28 protein-coding genes are annotated in these 24,624 nt (G+C 75.4%); 17 read left to right on the top strand and 11 right to left on the bottom strand.

Annotated features, from left to right (window positions below; translation table 11 throughout):
* Positions 1-134 precede the first annotated feature (134 nt).
* The gene (locus PGN05_RS17660; protein WP_419753869.1) at positions 135-422 is read left to right on the top strand and encodes a DUF2516 family protein; all 288 of its coding nucleotides are present in this window, start codon (positions 135-137) and stop codon (positions 420-422) included.
* A 7-nt stretch (positions 423-429) separates the two neighbouring features.
* Here PGN05_RS17660 and PGN05_RS17665 read toward each other — a convergent pair whose 3' ends face one another.
* Complete coding sequence (locus PGN05_RS17665) at positions 430-633, bottom strand: PspC domain-containing protein (protein WP_419753870.1); 204 nt, start codon at positions 631-633, stop codon at positions 430-432.
* Between the two features lie 55 nt (positions 634-688).
* A complete protein-coding gene (locus tag PGN05_RS17670; RefSeq protein WP_419753871.1) occupies positions 689-1,552 on the bottom strand; it encodes a spermidine synthase in 864 nt (287 codons plus the stop codon).
* A gap of 299 nt (positions 1,553-1,851) precedes the next feature.
* Here PGN05_RS17670 and PGN05_RS17675 point away from each other — a divergent pair, with 299 nt between their 5' ends.
* Positions 1,852-3,480 (top strand): M28 family peptidase, encoded by a 1,629-nt coding sequence (locus PGN05_RS17675; RefSeq protein WP_419753872.1) that lies wholly within the window; start codon positions 1,852-1,854, stop codon positions 3,478-3,480.
* A 90-nt stretch (positions 3,481-3,570) separates the two neighbouring features.
* Here the strand turns inward: PGN05_RS17675 and PGN05_RS17680 are convergent, their stop codons facing one another.
* Positions 3,571-4,431: a class I SAM-dependent methyltransferase gene (locus tag PGN05_RS17680; protein ID WP_419753873.1), complete on the bottom strand. Its 861-nt coding sequence runs from the start codon at positions 4,429-4,431 to the stop codon at positions 3,571-3,573.
* Positions 4,432-4,465: 34 nt separating this feature from the next.
* Here PGN05_RS17680 and PGN05_RS17685 point away from each other — a divergent pair, with 34 nt between their 5' ends.
* Positions 4,466-5,473 (top strand): UDP-N-acetylmuramate dehydrogenase, encoded by a 1,008-nt coding sequence (locus PGN05_RS17685; RefSeq protein WP_419753874.1) that lies wholly within the window; start codon positions 4,466-4,468, stop codon positions 5,471-5,473.
* A 93-nt stretch (positions 5,474-5,566) separates the two neighbouring features.
* On the opposite strand, the gene PGN05_RS17690 is transcribed toward PGN05_RS17685, so the two are convergent.
* Positions 5,567-6,346, bottom strand: a complete 780-nt coding sequence (locus PGN05_RS17690; RefSeq protein ID WP_419753875.1) for an SDR family oxidoreductase — start codon at positions 6,344-6,346, stop codon at positions 5,567-5,569.
* A gap of 81 nt (positions 6,347-6,427) precedes the next feature.
* Here PGN05_RS17690 and mshA point away from each other — a divergent pair, with 81 nt between their 5' ends.
* The 5 genes from mshA (at position 6,428) to PGN05_RS17715 (ending at position 11,109) form a co-directional block, all read left to right on the top strand.
* Positions 6,428-7,783: a D-inositol-3-phosphate glycosyltransferase gene (gene mshA, locus PGN05_RS17695; RefSeq protein WP_419753876.1), complete on the top strand. Its 1,356-nt coding sequence runs from the start codon at positions 6,428-6,430 to the stop codon at positions 7,781-7,783.
* A gap of 16 nt (positions 7,784-7,799) precedes the next feature.
* Complete coding sequence (locus tag PGN05_RS17700) at positions 7,800-8,333, top strand: YbjN domain-containing protein (RefSeq protein WP_419753877.1); 534 nt, start codon at positions 7,800-7,802, stop codon at positions 8,331-8,333.
* Entirely contained in the window at positions 8,330-9,913 is a 1,584-nt protein-coding gene (locus PGN05_RS17705; RefSeq protein ID WP_419753878.1) for a DHA2 family efflux MFS transporter permease subunit, read from the top strand. Before PGN05_RS17700 ends, PGN05_RS17705 begins: the two co-directional genes overlap by 4 nt.
* A 56-nt stretch (positions 9,914-9,969) precedes the next feature.
* On the top strand, positions 9,970-10,269 hold the full coding sequence (locus PGN05_RS17710) for a hypothetical protein (RefSeq protein ID WP_419753879.1): 300 nt from the start codon (positions 9,970-9,972) through the stop codon (positions 10,267-10,269).
* An 87-nt stretch (positions 10,270-10,356) separates the two neighbouring features.
* Entirely contained in the window at positions 10,357-11,109 is a 753-nt protein-coding gene (locus PGN05_RS17715; protein WP_419753880.1) for a phosphoglyceromutase, read from the top strand.
* Between the two features lie 46 nt (positions 11,110-11,155).
* Here the strand turns inward: PGN05_RS17715 and phoU are convergent, their stop codons facing one another.
* On the bottom strand, positions 11,156-11,815 hold the full coding sequence (gene phoU / locus PGN05_RS17720) for a phosphate signaling complex protein PhoU (protein WP_419753881.1): 660 nt from the start codon (positions 11,813-11,815) through the stop codon (positions 11,156-11,158).
* Positions 11,816-12,040: 225 nt separating this feature from the next.
* On the opposite strand from phoU, the gene PGN05_RS17725 reads away from it, so the two are divergent.
* Both PGN05_RS17725 and PGN05_RS17730 read left to right on the top strand, forming a co-directional pair.
* Positions 12,041-13,321 carry a sensor histidine kinase gene (locus PGN05_RS17725; RefSeq protein WP_419753882.1) on the top strand — a complete coding sequence of 427 codons (1,281 nt, stop codon included), beginning with the start codon at positions 12,041-12,043 and terminating at the stop codon, positions 13,319-13,321.
* Positions 13,318-13,998, top strand: coding sequence for a winged helix-turn-helix domain-containing protein (locus tag PGN05_RS17730; protein ID WP_419753883.1), 681 nt, complete (start codon positions 13,318-13,320; stop codon positions 13,996-13,998). Before PGN05_RS17725 ends, PGN05_RS17730 begins: the two co-directional genes overlap by 4 nt.
* Before the next feature lie 81 nt (positions 13,999-14,079).
* On the opposite strand, the gene PGN05_RS17735 is transcribed toward PGN05_RS17730, so the two are convergent.
* Complete coding sequence (locus tag PGN05_RS17735) at positions 14,080-14,289, bottom strand: DUF3072 domain-containing protein (protein ID WP_419753884.1); 210 nt, start codon at positions 14,287-14,289, stop codon at positions 14,080-14,082.
* 45 nt (positions 14,290-14,334) lie between these two features.
* A complete protein-coding gene (locus tag PGN05_RS17740) occupies positions 14,335-14,544 on the bottom strand; it encodes a hypothetical protein (RefSeq protein WP_419753885.1) in 210 nt (69 codons plus the stop codon).
* Positions 14,545-14,625: 81 nt separating this feature from the next.
* Between PGN05_RS17740 and PGN05_RS17745 the strand changes: the two genes are divergently transcribed.
* A complete protein-coding gene (locus PGN05_RS17745; protein ID WP_419753886.1) occupies positions 14,626-15,624 on the top strand; it encodes a helix-turn-helix domain-containing protein in 999 nt (332 codons plus the stop codon).
* Between the two features lie 16 nt (positions 15,625-15,640).
* On the opposite strand, the gene PGN05_RS17750 is transcribed toward PGN05_RS17745, so the two are convergent.
* The 3 genes from PGN05_RS17750 to PGN05_RS17760 all read right to left on the bottom strand — a co-directional run bounded on the left by PGN05_RS17750 (position 15,641) and on the right by PGN05_RS17760 (position 19,549).
* Positions 15,641-16,489, bottom strand: a complete 849-nt coding sequence (locus tag PGN05_RS17750; protein ID WP_419753887.1) for a class I SAM-dependent methyltransferase — start codon at positions 16,487-16,489, stop codon at positions 15,641-15,643.
* A 4-nt stretch (positions 16,490-16,493) separates the two neighbouring features.
* A complete protein-coding gene (locus PGN05_RS17755) occupies positions 16,494-18,650 on the bottom strand; it encodes a bifunctional MFS transporter/dTMP kinase (RefSeq protein WP_419753888.1) in 2,157 nt (718 codons plus the stop codon).
* 65 nt (positions 18,651-18,715) lie between these two features.
* Positions 18,716-19,549 carry a hypothetical protein gene (locus tag PGN05_RS17760; RefSeq protein WP_419753889.1) on the bottom strand — a complete coding sequence of 278 codons (834 nt, stop codon included), beginning with the start codon at positions 19,547-19,549 and terminating at the stop codon, positions 18,716-18,718.
* Positions 19,550-19,612: 63 nt separating this feature from the next.
* Between PGN05_RS17760 and PGN05_RS17765 the strand changes: the two genes are divergently transcribed.
* Both PGN05_RS17765 and PGN05_RS17770 read left to right on the top strand, forming a co-directional pair.
* Positions 19,613-20,560, top strand: a complete 948-nt coding sequence (locus PGN05_RS17765; RefSeq protein WP_419753890.1) for a hypothetical protein — start codon at positions 19,613-19,615, stop codon at positions 20,558-20,560.
* Positions 20,557-21,309, top strand: a complete 753-nt coding sequence (locus PGN05_RS17770; protein WP_419753891.1) for a hypothetical protein — start codon at positions 20,557-20,559, stop codon at positions 21,307-21,309. Before PGN05_RS17765 ends, PGN05_RS17770 begins: the two co-directional genes overlap by 4 nt.
* Positions 21,310-21,385: 76 nt before the next feature.
* Here PGN05_RS17770 and PGN05_RS17775 read toward each other — a convergent pair whose 3' ends face one another.
* Complete coding sequence (locus PGN05_RS17775; RefSeq protein WP_419753892.1) at positions 21,386-21,955, bottom strand: type 1 glutamine amidotransferase domain-containing protein; 570 nt, start codon at positions 21,953-21,955, stop codon at positions 21,386-21,388.
* Positions 21,956-22,015: 60 nt separating this feature from the next.
* Here PGN05_RS17775 and PGN05_RS17780 point away from each other — a divergent pair, with 60 nt between their 5' ends.
* From PGN05_RS17780 to PGN05_RS17795, 4 genes are all read left to right on the top strand, one after another.
* Positions 22,016-22,756 (top strand): hypothetical protein, encoded by a 741-nt coding sequence (locus PGN05_RS17780; RefSeq protein ID WP_419753893.1) that lies wholly within the window; start codon positions 22,016-22,018, stop codon positions 22,754-22,756.
* Positions 22,753-23,592: a pyrroline-5-carboxylate reductase gene (proC, locus tag PGN05_RS17785; RefSeq protein ID WP_419753894.1), complete on the top strand. Its 840-nt coding sequence runs from the start codon at positions 22,753-22,755 to the stop codon at positions 23,590-23,592. The genes PGN05_RS17780 and proC overlap by 4 nt, the downstream gene beginning before the upstream one ends.
* A gap of 383 nt (positions 23,593-23,975) precedes the next feature.
* Entirely contained in the window at positions 23,976-24,191 is a 216-nt protein-coding gene (locus PGN05_RS17790; protein WP_419753923.1) for a helix-turn-helix domain-containing protein, read from the top strand.
* Between the two features lie 330 nt (positions 24,192-24,521).
* A complete protein-coding gene (locus tag PGN05_RS17795) occupies positions 24,522-24,620 on the top strand; it encodes a 30S ribosomal protein bS22 (RefSeq protein WP_012854759.1) in 99 nt (32 codons plus the stop codon).
* Positions 24,621-24,624 lie beyond the last annotated feature (4 nt).

The following is a 24,624-nucleotide window of genomic DNA, read 5'->3' on the forward strand; positions in this document are numbered from 1 at the left end:
GCGCCAACGACCCCCCCCCCCCCCGGCGCGCCGCGCCGGCCGGCCCCCCGCCCCCGGAGGGCCCCTGTGCTGTCCGGGGACCCGATGGGGTTGCGCGCGGCCGGTTCCCGTGCTCTCGCGGGTACTCTGCCGACATGCAGTCCTTCGAGGGTGTCATCTACCTGGCCCTGTACTACGGGGCCCTGGCGCTGACCGCGTACGCCCTCGTGGACGCGCTGATCCGGCCCGCCACCGGCTTCGTGGCGGCCGGCAAGCTCACCAAGCCGGCGTGGGCGGCGATCACCGCCCTGGCGACCCTCGTCGTCTTCTGGCAGGGCCCGATGAGCTTCCTCGGGCTGCCGGCGATCATCGCCGCCGTCGTCTACCTCGTCGACGTCCGCCCCGCGGTGCGGGGCCTGCGCCGGGGTGGCACCAGCTGGTGACCGGTCGTCAGTAGCCGCGGTCCGCGGGCATGACGACCCACAGCACCAGGTAGGCCACGAACTGCGGCCCGGGCAGGATGCAGGACAGCACGAACGCCAGGCGCAGGCCGCTGGTCGACAGGCCGTAGCGACGGGCGATCCCCGAGCAGACCCCGGCGACCACCTTGTGCTGGGTGTCGCGGCGGAGCGGGGGACGGACAGGCGAGGTCATGTCCCCGACCCTACGGTCGGACGGCGCCGCGGCGCACGGTCCGGACGGCGGCGCCTCAGCGGCTGAACACCCCCTCCGGCGGCTCGGGTGACGCGACGGCGTCGACGTCGTGGACCGGCTGCGCCCGGCCGGCGAACCGGTCGAGCTCGGCGCCCTCGACCACCCGGCCGGGCATCGGGTCGGCGGCACACCGGCGCACCAGGCCGGCGATCGGCAGCTCGGCGTCGGAGGCGACCGCGACCAGGTTGCCGAAGCGCCGTCCCTTGAGCGTCCCGGGCTCGGCGAGCAGGCAGACGTGCGTGAAGACGGCGCGCAGGGTGGCCACCTGGGCGCGGGCGAAGCGCAGCGGCGGGCCGTCGGCGACGTTGGCGGCGTACGTCCCGCCGGGACGCAGCACCCGGGCCGCCTCCTGCGCGTACTCGACGCTGGTCAGGTGGGCGGGGGTCCGCGCTCCGGCGAAGACGTCGCTGAGGACGACGTCCGCACTCCGCGGGGGCAGCGCCGCCAGGCCGGCGCGGGCGTCGGCGGCCCGCACGCGGACCCGGGCGCCGCGCGGCAGCGGCAGGTGCGCCCGGACCAGCGCCGTCAGCCGCTCGTCGACCTCCACGACCCGCTGACGGGAGCCGGGGCGGGTCACCGCCACGTAGCGCGGCAGGGTGAGCGCCCCGCCGCCCAGGTGGACGACGTCCAGCGCCCGGCCCTCCTCGGCGGCCAGGTCCAGCACGTGACCCATCCGGCGCACGTACTCGAACTCCAGGTGGGCGGGGTCGTCGAGGTCGACGTGCGACTGCGGCGTCCCCTCGACCAGGAGCACCCAGGAGCCGTCCCGGTCGGCGTCGCCGAGCAGCTCCGCCGTGCCGCCGTCCACCGGCGTCGGGCCCGGCGGGACGACCGGCTCGGATCGGGAGGAGCGGGGCACGCCGGTCATCGTGCCCGTCGCGCGCGTACCTCCCGCCGTCGCCCTGCCGGCGCCCCTCCGTGAGCGGTCGACTCCGCAGGATCACACCGCGCTGCTCGGGGCGTCGCGAGGGTGACCGGTACGTCACGGCAGGTCAGCACGGCGACCCGGGGAACGGCTCCCGGGCTGCGGTCCGTCTCCGGCGAGCGGACCGGGCGGCGGCACTGGGCGAGCCCGGGGCGGCAGGGCCAGTGTCTGCGGGGCCAGGACGTTCCCGGCGGCCACCGACGTCCGCCGGACCGGAACCGAGGAGGACGCGCATGACCGGTGGGGGGACACGGAGGAGGACGGCGTCGCGAGCGGTCGCCGTGGGCACGGGCGGCCTGCTCGTCGCGCTCGCACTGCCCGCCCAGGCCGCCGTCGCCGACTCGGGACGGCCGTGCGAGGAGCGGGACAACGCCACGTACCAGCAGCTGCTCGACTGCGTGACGCTCGAGGGCGTCCGGGCGCACCAGGAGCGCTTCCAGGAGATCGCCGACCAGGAGCAGAAGTCCGACTACCCCGGCAGCCGGGCGGCCGGCACCCCCGGCTACGCGGCGAGCGTCGAGTACGTCGCCGAGCGGCTGGAGGAGGCTGGGTACGAGGTCTCGTTCTCCCCGGTCGAGTTCGACTACAACTTCCCCGCCGTCCTCCGCCAGCTCACCCCCGTGGCCGGGGAGTATGAGACCGGCGTCTTCACCGGCAGCGGCTCGGGGACCGTGCAGGGCACGGTGGTCCCGGTCGACGTCAGCCTCGCGCCACCGCGGGCCTCGACCAGCGGCTGCGAGGCCACGGACTTCGCCGGCACCGACTGGAGCGGCGGCGCCGACATCGCCCTGGTCCAGCGCGGCACCTGCACCTTCGGCCTCAAGGCGCGCAACGCCCAGGACGCGGGCGCCGAGGCGGTCGTGGTGTTCAACCAGGGGGACGCCCCGGACCGCGAGGCCCTCCTCGTCGCCACCGCGGCCTTCCTGGACCTGGAGTCCACCCAGCCGTCGGAGCTGACCATCCCCGTGGTGGGCGCGAGCTTCGCCCAGGGGGAGGCGCTGGCGCAGGCCGGGGCCACCGCGTTCGTCGAGGTGCTGCCCTCGGAGCGCCGGACCGACCAGAGCGTCATCGCCGAGCTGCCGGGCAGGAACCGGGACAACGTGGTCATGGCCGGCGCCCACCTCGACAGCGTCACCGACGGGCCGGGCATCAACGACAACGGCTCCGGGTCGGCCGCGCTGCTCGAGACGGCGTTGATGATGGCCAACACCGAGCACGAGAACACCCTGCGCTTCGGCTGGTGGGCCGCCGAGGAGCTCGGGCTGCTCGGGTCGGCCGCCTACGTCGCGAGCCTGTCCCCGGAGGAGCGGGACCGCATCGCCCTCTACACGAACTACGACATGGTCGGGTCGCCCAACCACGTGCAGATGGTCTACGACGCCGACCAGTCGACGTTCCAGGCGCCGGTGCCGGTGCCCGCCGGATCGGCCGCCGTCGAGGACGTCTACGAGCGCTACTACACGCTCATCGGGGAGCCCTACGACGACACCGAGTTCTCCGGGCGCAGCGACTACGAGGCGTTCATCCTCAACGACATCCCGTCCAGCGGTCTGTTCACCGGGGCCGAGGTCGTCAAGACCGAGGCGCAGGCGGCCATCTGGGGCGGGACGGCGGGGGAGGCGTTCGACCCCTGCTACCACGCCGACTGCGACACCTACGGCAACGTCAACGAGCACGCGCTCGACGTGAACAGCGACCTCATCGCCTTCGCGATGCTGACGTTCGCCGCCTCCACCGAGTCGGTGAACGGCGTTCCCGGCCGGCCGGTGCCGGGTGAGTTCCCGGCACTGCCGGAGCCCGCCGGCCCGCGCGGGACCTTCGCCACCGCGGCCGGCGGCGGCGCGGAGCACGCCGCGGCGTGAGGGGCTGACCCGCCGGGGGCGTTCCCGCGGGAACGCCCCTGACCAGCCGGGGGCGTTCCCGCCGGGGACGCCCCCGGCGCACGTCCGGGGTCAGCCGGGCGCCACCGCCGACCAGCGCACCGTCAGCTCGCCGAGCCGCCAGCGGCGCGAGGAGCCGACGAACGGCCACCCGTCGTCGGCGAGGGCCGAGACGGCCGCGGTCCACCGCTGCCGCGGCCCGAACGTGGACAGCCCGGCGGCCGCGGCCCAGGCGGCGTCGAAGGCGCGCAGGAAGCCGTGCACCGGCCGGCCGGGGACGTTGTGGTGGATCAGCGCCTTCGGCAGCCGCTCGGCGAGGTCCGAGGGCCGGTCCAGGTCCGCGACCCGCGCCGACAGCGTGAGCGTGAGCGGGCCGTCGGCGTCGAGGGCCACCCAGGCCGCGCGGCGTCCCCACTCGTCGCAGGTGCCCTCGACGAGCAGCCCGCCCGGGCCCAGCGCGGCGCACATCGTCTCCCAGGCCCGGGCCGCCGACGCCTCGTCGTACTGGCGCAGCACGTTGAACGCCCGCACCAGCACCGGCCGCAGCCCGGCCAGCTCGAAGCCGCCCACCCGGAAGTCGACCCGCGGCGGGTCCCGGTCGGCGGCGACCGCGGCGACCCGGGCCGGGTCGATCTCCAGCCCCACCACCTCGAGCCCGGGCACCTCCGGCCCCAGCCGGTCGGCCAGCTCCAGCGTGGTGACCGCCGAGGCGCCGTAGCCCAGGTCCACGACCAGCGGCCGGGCGGCGTCGCGCAGCCGCGGCACCTGGGTGGCCAGCAGCCAGCGGTCGGCGCGGCGCAGCCGGTTGGCGTTCGTGGTGCCGCGGGTCGGCAGCCCCAGGGCCCGCGCGCGGCCCGCCGCCAGCCGCGGGCCGGCCTTCCTCGGGGCGAGGGACGCGCGGCGTTTGTGGTCGCTGCCTCCTGCCTCGCTCACCGACGCCGAGCCTAGTCGCGGTTAGCGTGGGGCCGTGCACGTCCGACGGAACGCCCGCCTCGCGGAGCTGACGACGCTGGCGGTGGGCGGTCCCGCGGACCGGCTGGTCGAGGTCACCGACGCCGGGGAGCTGGTGGCCGCCGTCCGGGAGGCCGACGAGGCCGGCCGTCCGCTGCTGCTGCTCGGCGGCGGCTCGAACATCGTGGCCCCCGACGAGGGCTGGCCCGGCGACGTGGTCGCCGTCCGCAGCCGCGGGGTGCGGCGCGACGGCGGGCAGCTGGTCGTGCAGGCCGGCGAGCCGTGGGACGACCTGGTGGCCTACACCGTGGAGCAGGGGCTGGCCGGCATGGAGGCCATGTCGGGCATCCCGGGGTCGACCGGCGCGACGCCGGTGCAGAACGTCGGCGCCTACGGCCAGGAGGTCGCCCAGGTCGTCACCGACGTCCGCGTGTACGACCGGGCGGAGAAGGCCGAGCGCACGCTGACCCCGGCCGAGTGCGGCTTCGCCTACCGCGACAGCCGGCTCAAGCGCGAGCCCGGGCGCTTCGTCGTCCTCGAGGTCGGGTTCCGGCTGACGCCGGGGGAGCTGTCCCGGCCGGTCGGCTACGCGGAGCTGGCCCGCACGCTCGGCGTCGAGCTGGGGACGCCGGCCCCGCTGGCCGACGTCCGCGCCGCGGTGCTGCAGCTGCGCCGGGGGAAGGGCATGGTCTGGGACCCGGCCGACCCCGACAGCCGCAGTGCCGGGTCGTTCTTCACCAACCCGATCGTCCCGGCCACCGGGGCCGTCGAGGGCTGCCCGAGCTGGCCGGCCGGCGACGGGGCGGTCAAGCTCAGCGCCGCCTGGCTGGTCCAGCACGCCGGCTTCGGCCGCGGCTTCCGCGAGGGCCGGGTCGGGACGTCGTCCCGGCACAGCCTGGCCCTGACCACGGCCGACGGCGCGACCGCCGCCGAGCTGCTGGCCTTCGCCGACCGGGTGGTCGCGACCGTGCGCGAGCGCTTCGGCGTGGTGCTGGAGCGCGAGCCCACCGCCGTCCGCCCGTAGCTCCGCCACCCGTGCGAGATCGGCGATCTCGCACGGATGAGGCACCGCAGCCGTGCGAGATCGCCGATCTCGGCGGGGAGGTGAGGGGTCCCCCTACTCCCGGTGGACCTTGTGCTGGGCGGCCTGGGCGCGGGGGCGGACGACGAGCAGGTCGACGTTCACGTGGTGCGGGCGGGTGAGCGCCCAGGCGATGCAGTCGGCGACGTCCTCGGCGACCAGCGGCTCGCGCACCCCGCGGTACACGGCGTCGGCCGCGTCCGCCGAGCCCAGCCGGTTGAGCGAGAACTCGTCGGTGCGGACCATCCCCGGCGCGATCTCCACGACCCGCACCGGCTGGTCGTAGAGCTCCAGCCGCAGCGTCCCGGCCAGCGTGTGCACCGCGTGCTTGGCCGCCGTGTAGGACGCCCCGCCCTCGTAGGAGACCAGCCCCGCGGTCGAGCCCACGAACAGCAGGTCGCCGGCGCCGGAGGCCACCAGCTTCGGCAGCAGCGCCTTGGTCAGGCGCACGGTGCCGAGCACGTTGACCTCGTAGGTCCGCTCCCACGAGTCGAGGTCGGCGTCGGCCACCGGTCGGGCGTCGAAGGCGCCGCCGGCGTTGTTGACCAGCACGTCCACGCGGTCCAGCGCACCGGCGAACGCCTCGACCGACGACGGGTCGGTGAGGTCCAGCGGCAGCGCCCGGCCGCCGATCGTGGCCGCCAGCTCGGTCAGCCGGTCCATCCGTCGCGCGCCCAGGACGACGTCGAAGCCCTCAGCCGCCAGTCGCCGCGCGGTCGCCGCCCCGATGCCGCTGGAGGCGCCGGTGACGACGGCGGTGCGGCCCGCACCGGGCGGACCGGCAGGCCCGGAGGGAGACTGTGAGGGGACTGACATGGGGACCATCCTCGCGCTGTTGCAGGATGGAGAGTCGAGCGGGTGCACTCGGGCGCCCGGAGCCGAGGCGGGAGGTCCGACGTGGCCGCTCGCCGACGTCCCTGGTCGGCCGTGCCCCGGCGGGTGGCGACGCTGTCGGTGCACACCAGCCCGCTGGACCAGCCCGGCGCCGGTGACGCCGGGGGCATGAACGTCTACGTCGTCGAGGTGTCCCGCCGCCTGGCCGCCCGCGGCATCGAGGTCGACGTCTTCACCCGGGCCACCTCGAGCGACCTGCCGCCGGTGGTGGAGATGAGCCCCGGCGTCACGGTCCGGCACGTGAGCGCCGGCCCGTTCGAGGGGCTGGGCAAGGAGGACCTGCCCGGGCAGCTGTGCGCGTTCACCGCCGCCGTCCTGCGGGAGGAGGCACAGCACGAGCCGGGCCACTACGACGTCGTCCACTCGCACTACTGGCTGTCGGGCCAGGTCGGCTGGCTGGCCCGGGACCGCTGGAGCGTGCCGCTCATCCACACCGCGCACACCCTCGCCAAGGTGAAGAACGCCGCGCTGGCCGCCGGTGACCGCCCCGAGCCCCAGGGCCGGGTGATCGGCGAGGAGCAGGTCGTGGCCGAGGCCGACCGGCTGGTCGCCAACACCGAGGACGAGGCGCTGCAGCTGGTCGACCACTACGGGGCCGACCCGTGCCGCACGCTCGTGATCCCGCCGGGCGTCGACCTGGACCGGTTCACCCCCGGCGACCGGACGGCGGCCCGCCGCGCGCTCGGCATCGACGAGGACGCCGTCGTCCTGCTGTTCGTCGGGCGGATCCAACCGCTGAAGGCCCCCGACCTGCTGCTGCGGGCCGCGGCCCGGATGCTGGCCGACGACCCCGCGTTGCGCGACCGCCTCCAGGTGCACGTCATCGGCGCGCCCAGCGGCTCGGGCCTGGAGGCGCCGCGGCAGCTGGAGCAGCTGGCCGCCGAGCTCGGCATCCCCGACCTGGTCCGTTTCCTGCCGCCGCAGCACTCGCAGCGGCTGGCCGAGCACTACCGGGCCGCCGACGTCGCCGTCGTCCCCAGCCACAACGAGTCCTTCGGCCTGGTGGCGCTCGAGGCCCAGGCCTGCGGCACCCCGGTCGTCGCCGCCGCGGTGGGCGGCCTGCGCACCGCGGTCCGCGACGGGGTCTCCGGCGTGCTGGTGCCCGGCCGCGACCCGGCCGACTACGCCGCCGCCATCCGCGCCGTCCTGGCCCGCCGGCCGCTGCTGTCGGCCGGTGCCCGGCGGCACGCCGGCCTGTTCAGTTGGGACCGCACGGTCGACTCCCTGGTGACCGCCTACGCCTCCGCCGCGCGGGAGATGGCGGTCGCGGCCCGCCGCGCGTCCGCCGGCGCCGTGCTGCGCCCGGCCCGCGCCCTCGGGGCGGTGCGGCCGCTGCCGAGCGCGCAGGTGGCGCGGTGAGCCGACGGGCGGGGCGGTGAGCCGCGTCGCCGAGCTCGACGCGGTCATCGAGCAGACCCTGCGCGAGGCCGAGCTGGTGCACGAGCACCCCGCCCCGGGCCGCTGGCTGGTCGACCTGCCGGGCACCAAGAAGCTCAAGACGGTCTGCGGGCTGATCGTCGGCGAGCACGCGCTGCGGGTCGAGGCGTTCGTCTGCCGCCAGCCCGACGAGAACCGCGAGCAGCTGTGGACCTTCCTGCTGCAGCACAACGCCCGCACGTACGGCGTCTCCTACTCGATCGACAGCGTCGGTGACATCTACCTGACCGGCCGGCTGCCGCACGCCGCCGTCACCCCCGAGGAGCTCGACCGCATCCTCGGCGCCGTCCTCACCTACGCCGACGACCACTTCAACACCATGCTGGAGATCGGCTTCGGCACCTCGATCCGCCGCGAGTGGGCCTGGCGGGTCAAGCGGGGCGAGTCGCTGCGCAACCTCGAGGCGTTCGCCGCCTTCGCCGACCCCGCGCGCCGGGGGCGGCCCGGGGACGCGCCGGACGGCGGGGAGTGACCTCGACCGACCGCACGCCGGCCGCGGCCGCCGAGGAGCGGCCCGGGCACCCCCGCCGCTGGTGGGTCCTGGCCACGCTCGTCGTCTGCATCCTCGTGGTGATCATGGGCAACACGACGCTCAACGTCGCCCTCCCCACGCTGCACCGGGAGATGGGCGCCACGCAGGCCGAGCTGCAGTGGGCCATCGACGCCTACATCCTCGTCTTCGCCGGTCTGCTGTTCTCCTGGGGCGTGCTCGGCGACCGGATCGGCCGGCGGCGGGTGCTGCTCATCGGGCTGGCGATCTACGCCGTCGCGTCGCTCTTCGGCGCCTTCGCCGGGAGTCCGCTGGAGCTGATCGTGTGGCGCGCGGTCATGGGCGTGGGCGGCGCCGCCGTGCAGCCGGCCACCCTGGCCGTGATCACCGACGTGTTCCCCGCCCGGGAGCGCGGGCGGGCCATCGGCATCTGGGCCGCCACCGGTGGGCTGGCCGTCGCCGGCGGCCCGCTGGCCAGCGGCGCGGTCCTCGAGCAGTTCTGGTGGGGCGCGATCCTGCTCCTGGCCGTGCCGGTCGCCGTCCTGGGTGCCGTCGGCACGGTGCTCGTCGTCCCGGAGTCCCGGGACCCCTCGCCCGGGCGGCTGGACGTGCCCGGGGTGCTGCTGTCCATCGTGGCGCTGGCCTCGCTGGTGTACGGGATCATCCACGGCGGCTCCGGCGCGGGGTGGACGTCGGCCGGGGTGCTGGTCCCGGCGCTGGGCGGGCTGCTCCTGCTCGCCCTGTTCGTCTGGCTGCAGCTGCGCTCGGCGCACCCGGCCCTGGACGTCACGCTCTTCCGCAACCCGGCCTTCTCGGCCGCCGCGGCCGCCCTGGGGCTGAACTTCTTCGCCCTCATGGGCTCGACCTTCTACCTCGTCTACTACCTGCAGGGCGTCCGCGGCCTGGGCCCGATGGCCAGCGGAGCGGCGCTCATCCCCATGGCGCTGGGCCTGGCCGTCATGGCGCCGGTCAGCTCGCGGCTGGCCGAGCGGTTCGGCGCCAAGGCCGTCGTGGGCAGCGGGTTCCTGCTGATCACCGGGGCGGTGGCGGGGTTCCAGCTGCTCGACGGCGGGTCACCCATGGCGCTGATGGTCGTCATCCTGTCCGTGCAGGGCCTGGGCATGGGCGCGGTGATGGCGCCGGCGACCGAGTCGATCATGTCCGTGGTCCCGCGGTCCAAGGCGGGGGCGGGCGCCGCCGTGAACAACTCGGTCCGCCAGGTGGGGGGCGCCCTCGGGGTCGCCATCCTCGGCTCGCTGCTGGCGGCCGCGTACGCCGGCAGGCTGGGGGACGCCGTCGACGCGCTGCCGGCCGGCGTCCGGGCGGAGGCCCGCTCCTCGCTGCCCGCGACGCTCGAGGCGGTGGCGCGGGCCCGGTCGGGAGGGGACGACGAGGCGGCCGCCGCGGTCGTCGGCCTGGTCGACCCGGCCCGGGACGCCTTCGTCGCGGCCATGCACACCACCGCCGTGGGCACGGCCGTGGCGACGGCCCTCGCGGGCCTGGTCGTCCTGCTCTGGCTGCCGGGGCGCCGCCGCGCGACGCCGTCCGCAGCCGGCGGGTAGGCCCCGCCGCCGTCGCCGCGGGGGCCGGTTGACGGCGGCGGTTAGCGTGGGCGCCGATGCAGGAGGATCCCGCCCAGGCGCGGTTCGTCCGGGCGCTGGTCGGCGTGGTCGCGGCCTCCGCGCTGGCCTACCCGCTGCTGCTGTCCGCCGTGGAGCTCGGCTTCGCCCAGCTCGGCGTCGTCGACGTGGCCGCGGTGGTGTTCTGGCTGAGCGTCGCGGTGGTCTGCAGCGTCGCCGCGGTCGCCGCCCTCCGATGGGGTGTGGCCCGCCCGGTGCGCAGCCCGTGGCTGCTCACCGGGCTGGCGCCGCCGGCCGCCTTCGAGCTGTGGGTGTTCTGGCCGCTGCTCACCGGGTGACCGACCCCTCCTCGTTCCTCGCCTGCTCCGGACCGGCCTCGGGACGGGGCCGGCGCGGGGTGGGCGGCCGTCGGGCAGGATGACGTCGTGACGACCGGAACGCTCGTGCTGCTCCGCCACGGCGAGAGCGAGTGGAACAAGGCCAACCTGTTCACCGGCTGGGTGGACGTGCCGCTGTCGGAGAAGGGTCGCACCGAGGCCGCCCGCGGGGGGCAGCTGCTCGCCGAGCAGGGCCTGCTGCCCGACGTCTGCCACACCTCCGTGCTCAAGCGGGCCATCGCCACCGCGGAGCTGGCCCTGGCCGCCGCCGACCGGCAGTGGATCCCGGTCAAGCGCTCCTGGCGGCTCAACGAGCGGCACTACGGCGCCCTGCAGGGCAAGGACAAGGCGGCCACGCTCGCCGAGTACGGCGAGGAGCAGTTCACGGTCTGGCGGCGGTCGTACAGCACGCCGCCGCCGCCCATCGAGCCCGGCAGCGAGTACGCCCAGGACGGCGACCCGCGCTACCTCGTGCTGCCGCCCGAGGTGCGGCCGGCGACCGAGTGCCTGGCCGACGTCGTCGTCCGGATGTTGCCCTACTGGTACGACGCGATCGTCCCGGACCTGCGGGCCGGGCTCACCGTGCTCGTCGCCGCGCACGGCAACAGCCTGCGGGCGCTGGTGAAGCACCTCGACGGCATGGGCGAGGACGAGGTCGTCGGGCTGAACATCCCGACGGGGGTGCCGCTGCGCTACGACCTCGACGAGGACCTGCGGCCGGTGAAGCCGGGTGGGGAGTACCTCGACCCCGAGGCCGCGGCCGCCGCCATCGAGGCCGTCAAGAACCAGGGCAAGAAGTAGCGCGAGGGCCCGGACGCGGCTGCGTCCGGGCCCTCGTCGCCGTCGTTCACTGTGCGGCGGCGTGCATCTCCCGCTCGCCGGTGACCAGGAAGACCACCCGGCGGGCCACGCTGACCGCGTGGTCGGCGAAGCGCTCGTAGTACCGGCCCAGCAGCGTGATGTCGATGGCCGCCTCCATGCCGTGCGGCCAGTCCTTGGACAGCAGCTCGCTGAACAGCTGCCGGTGCAGCTGGTCCATCAGGTCGTCGTCGGCCTCCAGGGCCGCGGCCGCGTCGACGTCGAGTTTGGCGATGACGGTCGCGGTCTGGCTGACCAGGCTCTCGGCCACGTGCCCGGCCTCGAGGAAGATCGGGCGCAGCTCCTGCGGGACGGCGTGCTCGGGGAACCGCATCCGGGCCAGCTTGGCCACGTGCACGGCGAGGTCGCCCATCCGCTCCAGGTCGGCGATGATCCGCATCGCGGCGGTCAGCGTGCGCAGATCGGTGGCCACCGGCGCCTGGCGGGCCAGCAGGGTGAAGCACCGCTGCTCGATGCTCTCCCGGGTGGCGTCGACGCTCGCGTCGCCCTCGATGACCAGGTTCGCCAGGGAGATGTCGGCGTCCAGGAGGGCGGTGGTGGCCTTGCTCATGGCGGAGCCGACGGTGTTCGCCATCTCCACCAGGCAGTTGTTGATGTCCTCGAGTTCCTCGTGGTAGTGCTGGCGCACCGTCGTCCTCCTCGTCGACCGGTCGGAGCGCGACCGGGGCAGCGGCGCCGGGCCACGGGCTTCCAGCCGCGGCGCTGTCCCTGTCGAGCGTAGGTGTCGGGCTCCACGGTTTCCGGCCCGCTCGGTGAACGGGTGGGCACGGGGACGTGAACAGTCCCCCTACCGGGGGCGGTCGCCACCCCGATGGGGGATGCCCCCCTGTTCCGGCCGCCTAGCATCGGGTCCGTGAGCCCCACGGTCGCCCTCGTGGTCGGCCTGGTCGTCGGTGGCGTCCTGGTCGCCACGGTCCTGCTGCGCTACCACCGCCCGGAGTTCGACCGCGCGGCCCCGCCGCCCGCGCTCCCGCTGTCCGAGGCCGTCCTGTCCCGCCGGCTGGTCGACCTCATGGACCCGGCGATGGTCATCCTGGACGCCGACGACGTGGTGGTGCTCGCCAACCCGGCCGCCCGGGCACTCGGCATCGTCCGCGACACCCGGCTGCTGGTCCCCGAGCTGCTCGAGCTGGCGCGTGCGGTGCGGGCGGGCACACGGCGACGCCAGGACGTCGACCTGCCCGGCGCCCTCGTCGGCGGCGGACCGCGCCAGGTCGGGGTGCACGGCATCCGCCTGGAGACCGGGCCGCCGTCGGGGCCGGTGGCGCTCGTGCTCCAGGACGTCACCGAGGCCCGCCGGGTCGAGGCGGTCCGGCGGGACTTCGTCGCCAACGTCGGGCACGAGCTGAAGACCCCCGTCGGCGCGCTGAAGCTGCTGGCCGAGGCGGTGGAGGACGCCGCCGACGACCCGGAGACCGTGCGCCGCTTCGCCTCCCGCATGTCCCACGAGGCCGACCGGCTGACCCGGCTGGTCCGCGAGCTCATCGACCTGTCCCGGCTGCAGGGCGGGGAGCCGCTGCCCGAGCTCGCGCCCGTCGCGGTGGACCGCGTCGTGGCCGAGGCCGTCGACCGCACCGGGCTGGCCGCCTCGGCCAAGCGGATCACCGTCGCCTCGGGCGGGCAGTCCGGCCTCGTCGTGCGCGGCGTCGAGTCGCAGCTGGCGACCGCGGTGACCAACCTGCTCGCCAACGCCGTCGCCTACAGCCCGGAGGGCACCCGCATCGCGGTCGGCGCCCGGGCGCGGTCCGGCTTCGCGGAGATCGCGGTGACCGACAGCGGGATCGGCATCCCGCGCGAGGACCGGTCCCGCATCTTCGAGCGCTTCTACCGGGTCGACCAGTCGCGGGCGTCCCGCACCGGCGGCACCGGCCTGGGGCTGGCGATCGTCAAGCACGTGGCCAGCAACCACGGCGGGTCGGTGAGCGTGTGGAGCGAGGAGGGCCTCGGCTCCACGTTCACCTTGCGCATCCCGCTGGCCACCCGTGGCGCTCCGGTCGCCCTCGACGAGGGCGGCCCCGAACCCCAGCCCACCGGCGACACCGTCGTCCGGTACCACCCGCCCGGCGGCAGGGTCGCCGAGCACGACACCGCCGGCGACCCGGTCGCCGGCGATGCCACGAAGGGACGGTCATGACCCGAGTGCTGGTGGTGGAGGACGAGGAGTCCTTCTCCGACGCGCTGTCCTACATGCTGCGCAAGGAGGGGTACGACGCCGTCGTCGCAGGCAGCGGGCCGGAGGCGCTGGCCGAGTTCGACCGCGGCGGTGCCGACATCGTGCTGCTGGACCTCATGCTCCCCGGCCTCCCGGGCACCGAGGTGTGCCGGTCGCTGCGGGCCCGCAGCAACGTGCCGATCATCATGCTGACGGCGAAGGACTCCGAGGTCGACAAGGTCGTCGGGCTCGAACTCGGGGCCGACGACTACGTGACCAAGCCCTACTCCGCGCGGGAGCTGGTCGCCCGGATCCGCGCGGTCCTGCGCCGGCGCGGCGAGGTCGAGGTGCCCGCCGACTCGGCGCTGGAGGCCGGCCCTGTCCGCATGGACGTCGAGCGCCACGTCGTCGCGGTCGACGGCGAGCCGGTCTCCCTCCCGCTCAAGGAGTTCGACCTCCTCGAGCTGCTGCTGCGCAACGCCGGCCGGGTGCTCACGCGGGGCCAGCTCATCGACCGGGTGTGGGGGTCGGACTACGTCGGCGACACCAAGACGCTCGACGTCCACGTCAAGCGGCTCCGGGCGAAGATCGAGCCCGACCCCGCCAACCCGAAGTACCTGCTGACCGTGCGGGGACTGGGCTACAAGCTGGAGGCCTGAAAGAAGACCCCCTGCCCCCCGTCGCTCGCGACGGGCCCTGCGGCGGGCCGAGGGCTGGTGGCGTTGCGCGGCCGGCGGCGGTCAGGATCCCCGGCCGGTCTCCTCCTGCAGTTCGTCGATCTTGCGGGAGGCGTCGGCCTTGGTGAGGTCGTCGGGGACCTCCTCGCCCGCCTCGCGGGCGAGCGTGTTCAGGTAGCTCTGCTGCGCGCCGGTGGCGGGCTCGTCGCCGGTCACCCAGTCGGACGGGTCCTTCTCCGTGGTGCGCTCGGTGTGCGGATCGGATTCGCTCATGTGTTCGATCCTAGGTCCGCGCGCGCCGGTCCGCAGCTCGGGACGTCAGGCCCCGACCAGCTCGCGCTCGACGCCGGCGCTCGCGCGCTGGGTGCGGACGGCGTCCCAGCGGCGGCCGGTCCGGTACACGTGCACCTGACCGCAGGGGCACTCGACGTGCAGCGCGATGTGGGTCGGGTGGTTGGTCACCGAGCGGATGCGCCGCTCGGCGACGAGCTCGTCGGTCCGGGTCACGGGGCAGGTGATCAGCAACATGCGATGAGCGTGCTCGTGTGCCGCGGCCCACACGAGTGGCAGGACTGACCGCAACCGCGTGTTTTCTGCCATAGTGGCGGCATGGCCCGAACCGCGCGCCCGCTCGTCGTCAGCTGCGTCGTCGCCGACGGTCTCGTCGGCAGCTTCGGCCTCGGGGTGGCCGCCGAGGTGTTCGGCTACGACCGCCGCGAGATGGGGATGCCCCGCTTCGACTTCGGGCTGGTCACCGAGCAGCCGGGCGTGGTCCACACCGACACGGGCATCCCGATCACCGTCGAGCACGGCCTCGACCGGCTCGCGGTCTCCGACATCGTCACGATCACCGCCTGGGAGCTGTTCAGCCGCGTCCCGACGCCGCAGCTGCTCGACGCGTTCCGCGCCGCCCACGCGAACGGGGCGCTGATCGTGAGCCAGTGCACCGGGGCCTTCGTGCTGGCCGCGGCCGGCCTGCTCGACGGCCAGCGGGCCACCACCCACTGGAAGTACGCCGGCGAGCTCGCGGCGCGGCACCCGGCGGTGCACGTCGACCCGATGGTGCTCTACGTCGACAACGGCTCGATCATCACCGGGGCGGGCACCGCGGCCGGGGTGGACACCCTGCTGCACGTCGTCCGCCGGGAGTGGGGCGCGGCCGCCGCGAACGCACTGGCCCGCGAGATGGTCGTCCCGCCGCACCGGGACGGCGGGCAGGCGCAGTTCATCGACGCCCCGGTCGCCGCGTGTGAGGACGACCTGCTCGGCGCGGTGCTGGAGTGGGCCTCGGCGCACCTGGCCGACGACATCAGCGTCGACGTCCTCGCCCGGCGGGCGCTGATGAGCCCGCGCAGCTTCGCCCGCCGCTTCAAGGCCACCACGGGCACGACGCCGCACGCCTGGCTGCTCGGACAGCGGCTGGCCGCGGCCGAGCAGCTCCTGGAGAACTCCGACGCGCCGGTGGAGGAGATCGCCCGGCTGGTCGGCTTCGGCACCGCCGCCGGGCTCCGCGAGCAGTTCACCCGCCGCCGCGGGGTCTCACCGCGCGCCTACCGGCAGACGTTCCGGGCCGCCGCCCTGGAGGGGGACGACGACCAGGCGGCGTAGCGGACGGGGTCCCTGCTCAGGTGTAGGGGATCGGGCGGGCCACCGCCACCAGCGAGTCCAGCCGCGCGAGGTTGGCCGGCGCGAGCGGGTTGCGGACGACGTCGGTCAGCGCCAGCCCGGCGCGGGCCAGCAGCAGCGCGTGCGTGCGCGGGGTGAAGTGCCAGATGTGCTCGCTGGGCTTGAGCGTCCACCAGCGGGTGCCCAGCAGGCGGGCCGGCAGCGACGAGTAGTACGGGGTGGAGAAGAGGACGACGCCGTCGTCGGCGACCAGCGAGCGCACCGTCCGCCAGAACGCGAGTGGATCGGGCACGTGCTCGACGGTGTCCCAGGCGCACACCACGTCGAACCCCGGCTTCAGCGGCGCGTCCTCGAGCTGGCCGCAGAAGACGTCCAGGCCCAGCTGCGACTGCGCGTGCGCGGCGCCGGTGCGGGAGAGCTCGACGCCGGACGTCGTCCAGCCCGCGTCCCGCGCGGCGGCGAGGAAGAGGCCGTAGCCGGCGCCGACCTCGAGCAGGCGCCCGCCGGCCGGCGCGCTCCCGCGGACCCGGTCGACCAGCCGCAGCCGGCCGGCCGTCCAGCTGCGCTGCAGCAGCATCGCGGGGGACAGCCGCCCCCCGGTGCCGGGCGCGCCGTCGTCCGCCCCGGAGCCGCCGCCGTAGACGCCGCCCTCGAAGTAGCCCACGTCGTCGTAGAGCCGCTGCAGCGCCTCCGGCCGCAGCCGGGGGCTGATGAAGACCAGCTCGCACTGCGGGCAGCGCACCACGCCGAAGGGCGCCAGGTCGTGCACCAGCGTGCCGGGGATGCCGCACAGGCAGCAGACGACGTCCTCGGTGTCCTCCGCCGTCCACGTCGCTGCCCCGCTCACCCCGTCAGCCTACGGAGCGGCCGCTCCGGGACGCGGTACCGGTGGGCGTCGCGCCCACCGGCGGGTCGGCGGCACCGGAGGCGCCCGCGCCGGCGTCGGCGGTCTTCGGGTAGCGCAGCGCGAGCAGCGTGGTGACCCGGCGGCGCACCACCGGGGAGACCAGACTGCCGTCCTGCCCCGGCTCGAGCAGCTCGCCGGGGACGACGACGTAGCGGTCGGGCGCGGCCTCGGCCTGGGCCAGGAAGGCCCGGCGCACCGCCCGGGCGTCGGCGTCGGCCGGCGCGGCCGTGACCGGGGAGTCGACCACCACGGTGAGGTCGGGCAGCAGGCCGCGGGTGGCCCACAGCGAGGTGCGGAAGATGCGGTCGGCATCCAGCCCCTGCCCGGCGCCGTGGAAGGCGATCGAGGTGTCCACGTAGTGGGTGTTGACCACCACCTGGTTGCGCTCCAGGGCCGGGCGGATCACGGTCGCGACGTGCTGGGCGCGGTCGGCGGCGGCCAGCAGCGCCGCGGTCTGCGCGCCCATGGCCGAGCTGTCGTCGTCCGTCCCCGCGGCGGTGGGGGAGGGGTACAGCAGGCCGCGGACCTTCCGGCCGAGCTCGGTGTCGCTGGGCTCGGAGGTGACCTCGACCGGGCACCCGGAGTCGCGCAGCACTCCCGCCAGGTCCTCGGTGTAGCGCCGGGTCAGCTCCCGGTCGGCGCCCTCGACGACGACGAACAGCCCGACCCCGCTGGAGGAGGCCGACAGCAGGTCCGACCGGCCCCACAGCAGTCGCAGGACGTCCCGGACGCGGGTCCGCGACGCCTTCCGGGCGACCTGCCGGGTCGCGTACGCGCTGACCAGCAGGGCCAGCAGCCCGCCGATGAGCAGCGTCAGCCCCGGGCCGGTGAGGGTGAGCACCAGGTCGCCCAGGCGCAGGTCGTGCGTGCCCAGCAGGCCGGCGAGGCCGGGGCCGATCGCCACGGCCAGCAGCAGCACGATGCGGACCGAGGAGACGACGAAGGAGAACACCCGGCCGCGCAGCCGGTCCTCGACCTCGAAGCCGATCAGCGTGTAGCCGATGATCCAGCTCATGCCGGCGAACAGCCCGACGAGGAAGGCCGCGCCGCTGGCCAGGACGAAGTCGCGCAGCAGGGACATGGCCAGCAGCGCCAGCCCGGCCAGGCCGATGGCGTGGGAGAAGACGCTGCGCCGCGGCACGGTCGGCAGGACCCGCGGGCCGGCCAGCATGCCGATGGCCAGGCCGGTGAAGACGACGCCGAAGACGACGCCGTAGCCGGCGGTGCCGGCCTGGAGGGTGGCCACGTACAGCTGGGCGACGCCGATGGTGAGCCCGCCGGCGCCGAACGCGCCGATGACGCCGACGTAGAGCGCCCGCATGAGCGGTTGTCCGCGCAGGAACGCCACGCCCTCCACGACCAGGGAGAACACGTTGCGCTGGCCGCCGTCGCGGTCGGCCGGCGTCCCCGGGATGAGCCGCCGCGACACCAGCACCGTGGTGGCGCTGATCAGGAACGTGACGGAGTTGAACAGGAGGGCGACGACGATCGCCGTCTGCGCCTCGTTGCCCTCGCCGCCGCCGAACACCCGGCTCACCGTCGACAGCAGCGCGAACACCACCGACGCCACCGGCACGGCGCCGTAGACGCTGAACAGCGAGACCTGGTTGGCCACCGCGAGCCGCTCGCGGGGCACGATCGCCACCCACATCGCCTGCTTGGCCGGGTTGGTGAACAGCCCGACCGCCTCGACGAGGAACTGGGCGATGTAGAGCCAGGTCAGCTCGTAGCTGACGGCGATCGACAGGTAGAGCGAGAAGGCCAGCAGCTCGCCCACGATCACCGTGGTGCGCCGGTCCAGCCGGTCGGCGAGCGCGCCGGCCAGCGGTCCGAGCAGGAGGTCGGGCAGCAGCCGGGTGAGGATCACGCCGGAGATCGCCGCGCCCTGGACGGCCAGCGACTCGCCCCGGGTGAGCTGCTGGGCCATCGCGGTGGTGGCCAGCAGGCCCAGCCAGTCGCCCAGGCTGGAGACGGTGATCGCCGCCCACAGCCGGCGGAACACCGGGATGCGGACGAGGGCGAGCAAGGCGTTGTCGGGGCGGCCGTCGGCGGAGCGCTTCCCGGCCCGGGGAACCCCCGCGCCCGCCCGCTGCTCGGTCACTGTCCCGCCGTCCGTCGTCCGTCCGTCCGTCCGTCCCCGCGAGGGTAGTGGCGCGGACCCGCGGTTCAGAGCCCCTGCACCCCGGACGGGGGGTGCGCGTCGGGCCGCCTGAGCTGGAGCCGGACCGGGACCGGAGCCGGGGAGGCCGGGTGCGGCGCCACCAGGCCCAGGTCCAGCCGGGCCTCGGTCAGGCGGCGCAGCTCGGCGTAGGCCGGCGCGCCCAGCAGCGCGGTGAGCTCCGCGGCGTAGGTGAGCACCAGCGGCTCGGGGGAGACGTGCGCGGCCGGCGCTCCGGTGCACCACCAGTGCAGGTCCGCGCCGCCGGGTCCCCAGCCCCGGCGGTCGAACTCGCCGATGCTGGAGACCAGCACCTTCGTGCCGTCGGGGCGCTCGACCTCCTCCTGTTCCCGGCGCACCGGCAGCTGCCAGCAGACGTCGGGCTTGGTGAGCAGCGGGTGCAGGTCCTCCCGCAGGGCCATGCGGTGCAGGGCGCAGCCGGCGCCCCCTGAGAACCCGGGCCGGTTGAGGAAGACGCAGGCGCCGTCGACCAGCCGGGTGCGCAGCGAGCGGACGCCGCCCTCGTCGTCGGCGGCGTCCTCCTCGGTCCAGGCGCCGCGCCCGACGGGGGCCAGCTGCCAGTCCTCGTCGGTGAGGTCGGCCACCGCCGCGGTCACCCGGGCCAGGTCGTCCTCGTCGGTGAAGAAGGCGCCGTGGCTGCAGCAGCCGTCGTCCGGCCGGCCCTCCACCACGCCGGCGCAGCCCCGGCCGAACACGCAGGTCCAGGCCGACGACAGCCAGGTCAGGTCGGCGCGGACGACGTGCGCGGGGTCGGCGGGGTCGGGGAACTCCACCCACTCGCGGGCGAAGTCCGGCGGCACCTCGGGCGGCACGTCCTGCACCGCACGAGCCTAGGCCGCCCACCTGACCGGCCCGCCGCAGACCGGACCGGCAGACTGGAGGCCATGCGGCTCGGGGTGCTGGACGTCGGATCGAACACCGTCCACCTGCTGGTGGTCGACGCCCACCGCGGAGGGCACCCCACACCGATGCACGACGACCGGTCGGTGCTGCGGCTCGCGGAGCACGTCGGCCGGGACGACGTCCTCTCGAAGGAGGGGGAGAAGGCGCTGGTCAAGGCCGTGCGGCGGGCGTGCGACGAGGCCGAGCGGCAGGGCTGTGAAGAGCTGCTGGCGCTGGTGACCTCCGCCATCCGCGAGGCCCGCAACGGCCTCGAGGTGCTCGACCGGGTCCGGGAGCGGACCGGCGTGGACCTGCAGGTGACCAGCGGCGAGGAGGAGGCCCGGCTGACGTTCCTCGCCGTCCGCCGCTGGTTCGGGTGGAGCGCCGGCCGGCTGCTCGTGCTCGACATCGGCGGCGGGTCGCTGGAGCTGGCCAGCGGGATGGACGAGGACCCGGACGTCGCCCTGTCCCTGCCGCTGGGCGCCGGGCGCATGACCCGCCGCTTCCTCCCCCAGGCGATCACGGGCGGCCGTCCCGACCTGCACGCCCTCACCGAGCTGGATGAGCACGCCGCCGACCTGCTCAAGCCGGCGGCCAAGAAGCTGCTGGCCGACGGCCCGCCCGACCTGGTCGTCGCGACGAGCAAGACCTTCCGAACCCTCGCCAGGCTGACCGGTGCCGCCCCCTACTCGGCCGGTCTGCGGGCTCCACGCCACCTCACCCTCGACGGGCTGGAGCAGTTGGCCGGCTTCGTCTCGCGCATCGAGTCCGCCGCGCTGGCCGAACTGCAGGGCGTGTCGCCCGACCGTGCGCACCAGGTCCCCGCCGGCGCCGTCGTGGCGCGGGCTGCGATGCGCGCCCTCCACGTACCGTCCGTCCGGATCTGCCCGTGGGCCCTGCGCGAGGGCGTCATCCTGCGGCGGCTGGACTCGTTGGAGGAAGAGCGATGACGGAGGGCCGGAGGGACCCCGAGACCGGCGGTCGTCCGCTCGCCGACATCCTGCGGGAGGCCGGGGTGGAGTCCCCGCGCGGACGGCGGCGCCGCGGGGACGAGGACTTCGACACCGGCGTCCGCCAGCGGGGGGCGGGCGGCGACCCGCCCGCACGCGCGCCGCGCAGCAGCGACACCGGCCGGGTCGGGGACCGTGGCGCGTTCGGCCGGCGGGCCACCGACCGCACCGGCGACCTCGCTCCACCCACCCCCGACCGTCGCCGGCCCCGGGCCGCCGACCCCTCGACCGCGGCCATCCCCGGGCTGCGCCCCTCCCGCAAACCCGGGGTCCCGGGCCCGTCGGCGGGGACCGGTGCCGTCCCGGCGCAGTCGAAGCCGACCGACGCGGGGCCCTCGACCGGGCCGATCCCCGTCGTCCGGGCCGACGCCGACGCACCCCTCCTCGACGACGAGGCGCTCGGGGGCCGGGAGGGTGCGCTGGCGTGGCTGCGCTTCGCCGGCGAGCTGGTGGTCGCCCTCGCTGCCGGTGTCGGCATCTACTTCCTGTTCACCGTGCTGTGGGAGCTGCTGCCCTACCTGGCCGTGGTGCTGGCGCCGCTGGCCATCGCCGGCCTGGTGGGCGGGGTGGCGGCGTGGCGGCAGCGGCAGGACAAGGAGGCGGCCGGCGTCCGGCTGATCGGCATCCTGGTCTTCGCCGGGACGCTGCTCACCATCGCGCCGGCGGCGGGCCTCCTCGCCGGCACCTGAGTGGTGACCCTCTGGAACGGCCCCGCGTCAGGGTCCCGTCCCGAGCGTGCGAGGGGCGGGGGGACGTGGGGTCCTCCTACTCGTCCTCCTCGTCCTCGTCCTGCGGGCCGGCGGCGAACTGCTCGACCATCGCGGCGGTGAAGGCGTCGAGGTCGTCGGGCTTGCGGCTGGTCGTGAGGTTGCCGTCGACGACGACCTCCTCGTCGGTCCACTTGGCACCGGCGTTGCGCAGGTCGGTCTGCAGCGACGGCCACGACGTCATCCGCCGGCCCCGGACGACGTCGGCCTCGGCGAGCACCCACGGAGCGTGGCAGATCGCGGCCACCGGCTTCCCGGCGTCGAAGAAGGCCTTCACGAAGGCGACCGCGTCGGCATCGGCCCGGATGAAGTCGCCGTTGATGACCCCGCCCGGCAGGACCAGGGCGGCGTACTCGTCGGGGTCGGCGGAGCTCACGGGGAGGTCGACCTTCTTGGTGTCGCCCTTGTCGATGTGGTCGTAGGCCGTGATCTCGCCGGCCTCCAGCGACACCAGCTCCGGCTCCGCCCCGGCCTCCTCCAGCGCCTGCCACGGCCGGTCCAGCTCCACCTGTTCCACGCCGTCGGTCGCGAGGACCGCCACCTTCATCCCGTCCAGTTCTCCTGCCATGCGGCGGCGGCTACCCCGGCCCCGCGGGCGGCACACGCCCCTCGCACTACGGTTCGCCTCGTGCCTGCGCAGACCTCCTCCCCGGTGCGCCGCCTGCTCGGCCGGCGTCCCGCGGCCCTCGCCGGAACCGGCTCGAGGGTGGACGACGCCGTCCGCGCGGCGGCCGGTCTGGCCGCCGACGGCCACCTCGTCGCGATCGAGCACCGCCCGGCCGCGACCGCGGCCGACCCCGCCGGTGAGCTGCGCGAGCTGGCCGAGCGCGTGGCCGCCGCCGGGCTGGCCGGTGCGTGCGAACTGACCGTGCCGGTGGACCGGGTGGGCCTCGCGGCGCTGCCGGTGGCCCGGGCGGCTCTGGACGCCGGGCTGTCGGTCGCGCTCGACGGGGAGCCGGCCCTGGTGGACGACGTCGCCGCCCGGGTCCCGGGGGCCGCCGTGGTGGTCGCCGCCGGCCGGCCCGGGGCCGAGGCGCGCTGCCTGCGGTGGGCCGGCGGTCGCGTCCGCCTCACCGGACGTCGCGGCGCGGCCACCGACCTGGCCTTCGTGCGCTGCCTGCACGTGCTGATGGCCGGGCCCGGGCACCCCGCCGTCGGCACCACCGACCCGCGGCTGGTCGCCATCGCCGGCGAGCGGGCCGCCTGGAACGAGCGAGCCCCCGACAGCTGGGAGTACGTCATGCCGCATCGAGTCCGCAGCGAGCTGCAGCGCCGGCTGGTCGCCGGCGGGTACCGGGTGCGGGTGACCGTGCCCTCCGGCGACGCCGGGCCGGCGGCGGCCCTCCGGCGGCTGGCGGGCCGGCCGTGACCGGGCCGGGAGCCGGGGGCGCGCCGCGGCGGGGGCTGGCGATCATCGGCGGCGGCAAGATCGGGGAGGCGCTGCTGTCCGGGCTGGTCCGGCGCGGGGGCGCGGACGGGATCGTGGTCTGCGAGCGCAGTCCCGACCGGGCGGCGGAGCTCACCTCGCGGTACGGCGTCCCCACGCTGGGCCTCGCCGAGGCCGCGGCGCGGTCCCGGGTGCTGCTGCTGGCCGTCAAGCCGCAGGACATCGGCACCCTGCTCGGGCTCCTGGACGGCGCGGTCGACCTCGGGCACCTGGTCGTCTCGGTGGCCGCCGGCGTCCCGACGTCGACCATCGAGGCGGCGCTGCCCGACGGCGTCCCGGTGGTGCGGGTCATGCCCAACACCCCGGCGCTGGTCGACGAGGGGATGAGCGTGCTGTCGGCCGGCGCGCACGCCGACGAGTCGCACCTGGACGAGGCGGAGGCGCTGCTGGCTGCGGTCGGCCGGGTGCGCCGGGTGCCGGAGGCGCAGCAGGACGCCGTGACGGCGCTGTCGGGCAGTGGTCCGGCCTACTTCTTCTTCCTCGTCGAGGCGATGATCGACGCCGGGATCCTGCTGGGCCTGCCGCGCGCCCTCGCGGCCGACCTCATCGTCCAGACGGCGCTGGGCTCGGCGGTCATGCTGCGCGATTCCGGCGAGCACCCGGTGCAGCTGCGCGAGGCGGTCACCAGCCCGGGCGGGACGACGATCGCCGCCATCCGGGAGCTGGAGCGCCACGGTGTGCGGGCGGCGCTGATCGCCGCGATCGAGGCCGCGCACGCCCGCTCGGTCGAGCTCGGGCGGGACGCGAGGGACCGGTGAGGTCACTCTCGCAGGCGGAACACAAGTCGACTCTCCGTGAGCGGATCGGGACGTGTCGTCGACGACGCGCCCGAACACATGTCGATCTGGCTACATAGGTGTAGTTCTGCCCAGGACGGACCGGTCCGCATGTTCGTTTCTTCCATCGCTTCTGCCCCACCCATCCCCCTACTCTCTGTATCAGCACGTGCGTGTCCCGTAGTCGGTGGGGAAGCCGGCGCCCGACGCGTGCTAGGTCCGGAGATGAAGTCATGACCATGCCCCAGCGCACCGCCACCGCCGCCGCCTACGCCCGCCCGGGCGTCCCCGGCCCGCGTCAGATGGCCCGCCCGATCTCGGCCGCCAGCATGGGCCGCCCCATCGCCCCGGCCCACCCGGCCGCCATGCCCGTCGGCCGCCCGGCCGTGCCCGCCCCCCGCTCCGCGGTCACCTTCCTGACCGTCGCCGAGGTCGCCAGCATGATGCGGGTCTCCAAGATGACCGTGTACCGCCTCGTGCACGCCGGCGAGCTCTCCGCCGTCCGCGTCGGCCGTTCGTTCCGCGTCCCGGAGCGCGCCGTCCAGGACTACCTGCGCGACGCCTACACCGACATCGCCTGAGAGGACCTCCCTGCCCCCCACCGCTCGCAGGCTCGCGGCGGGACCCTGCAGGGAGGCCGCCCGTCCTCCCCACCCTTCGCAGGCTCAGGGCGGGACCCGGACGGGCCGGGGGCGGTACGACCGCCCTCCCACTGCCCTTCCGGGGGAGCCCAGCGCCCGGACGGTTCCCCACGGCAGCGTCGCCACGGGGGCGCCGGGTAGGCTCGGGCGCCGAGCGACGCCGGGTGGTCCTGGTGTCGCACACGAGCTGATCACCTCAGCGCGGCGCCCGGCGTGACCTCCCGGTCATCGACGGCAGCGCCGCGCGGCAACGACGTCGGGAGCACGACCATGGGTTCGGTCATCAAGAAGCGCCGCAAGCGGATGGCGAAGAAGAAGCACCGCAAGCTGCTCAAGAAGACGCGCGTCCAGCGACGCAACAAGAAGTGAGCTG

Origin of the sequence: Geodermatophilus sp. CPCC 206100, assembly GCF_048569675.1 — a bacterium.
Lineage (GTDB): Bacteria > Actinomycetota > Actinomycetes > Mycobacteriales > Geodermatophilaceae > Geodermatophilus.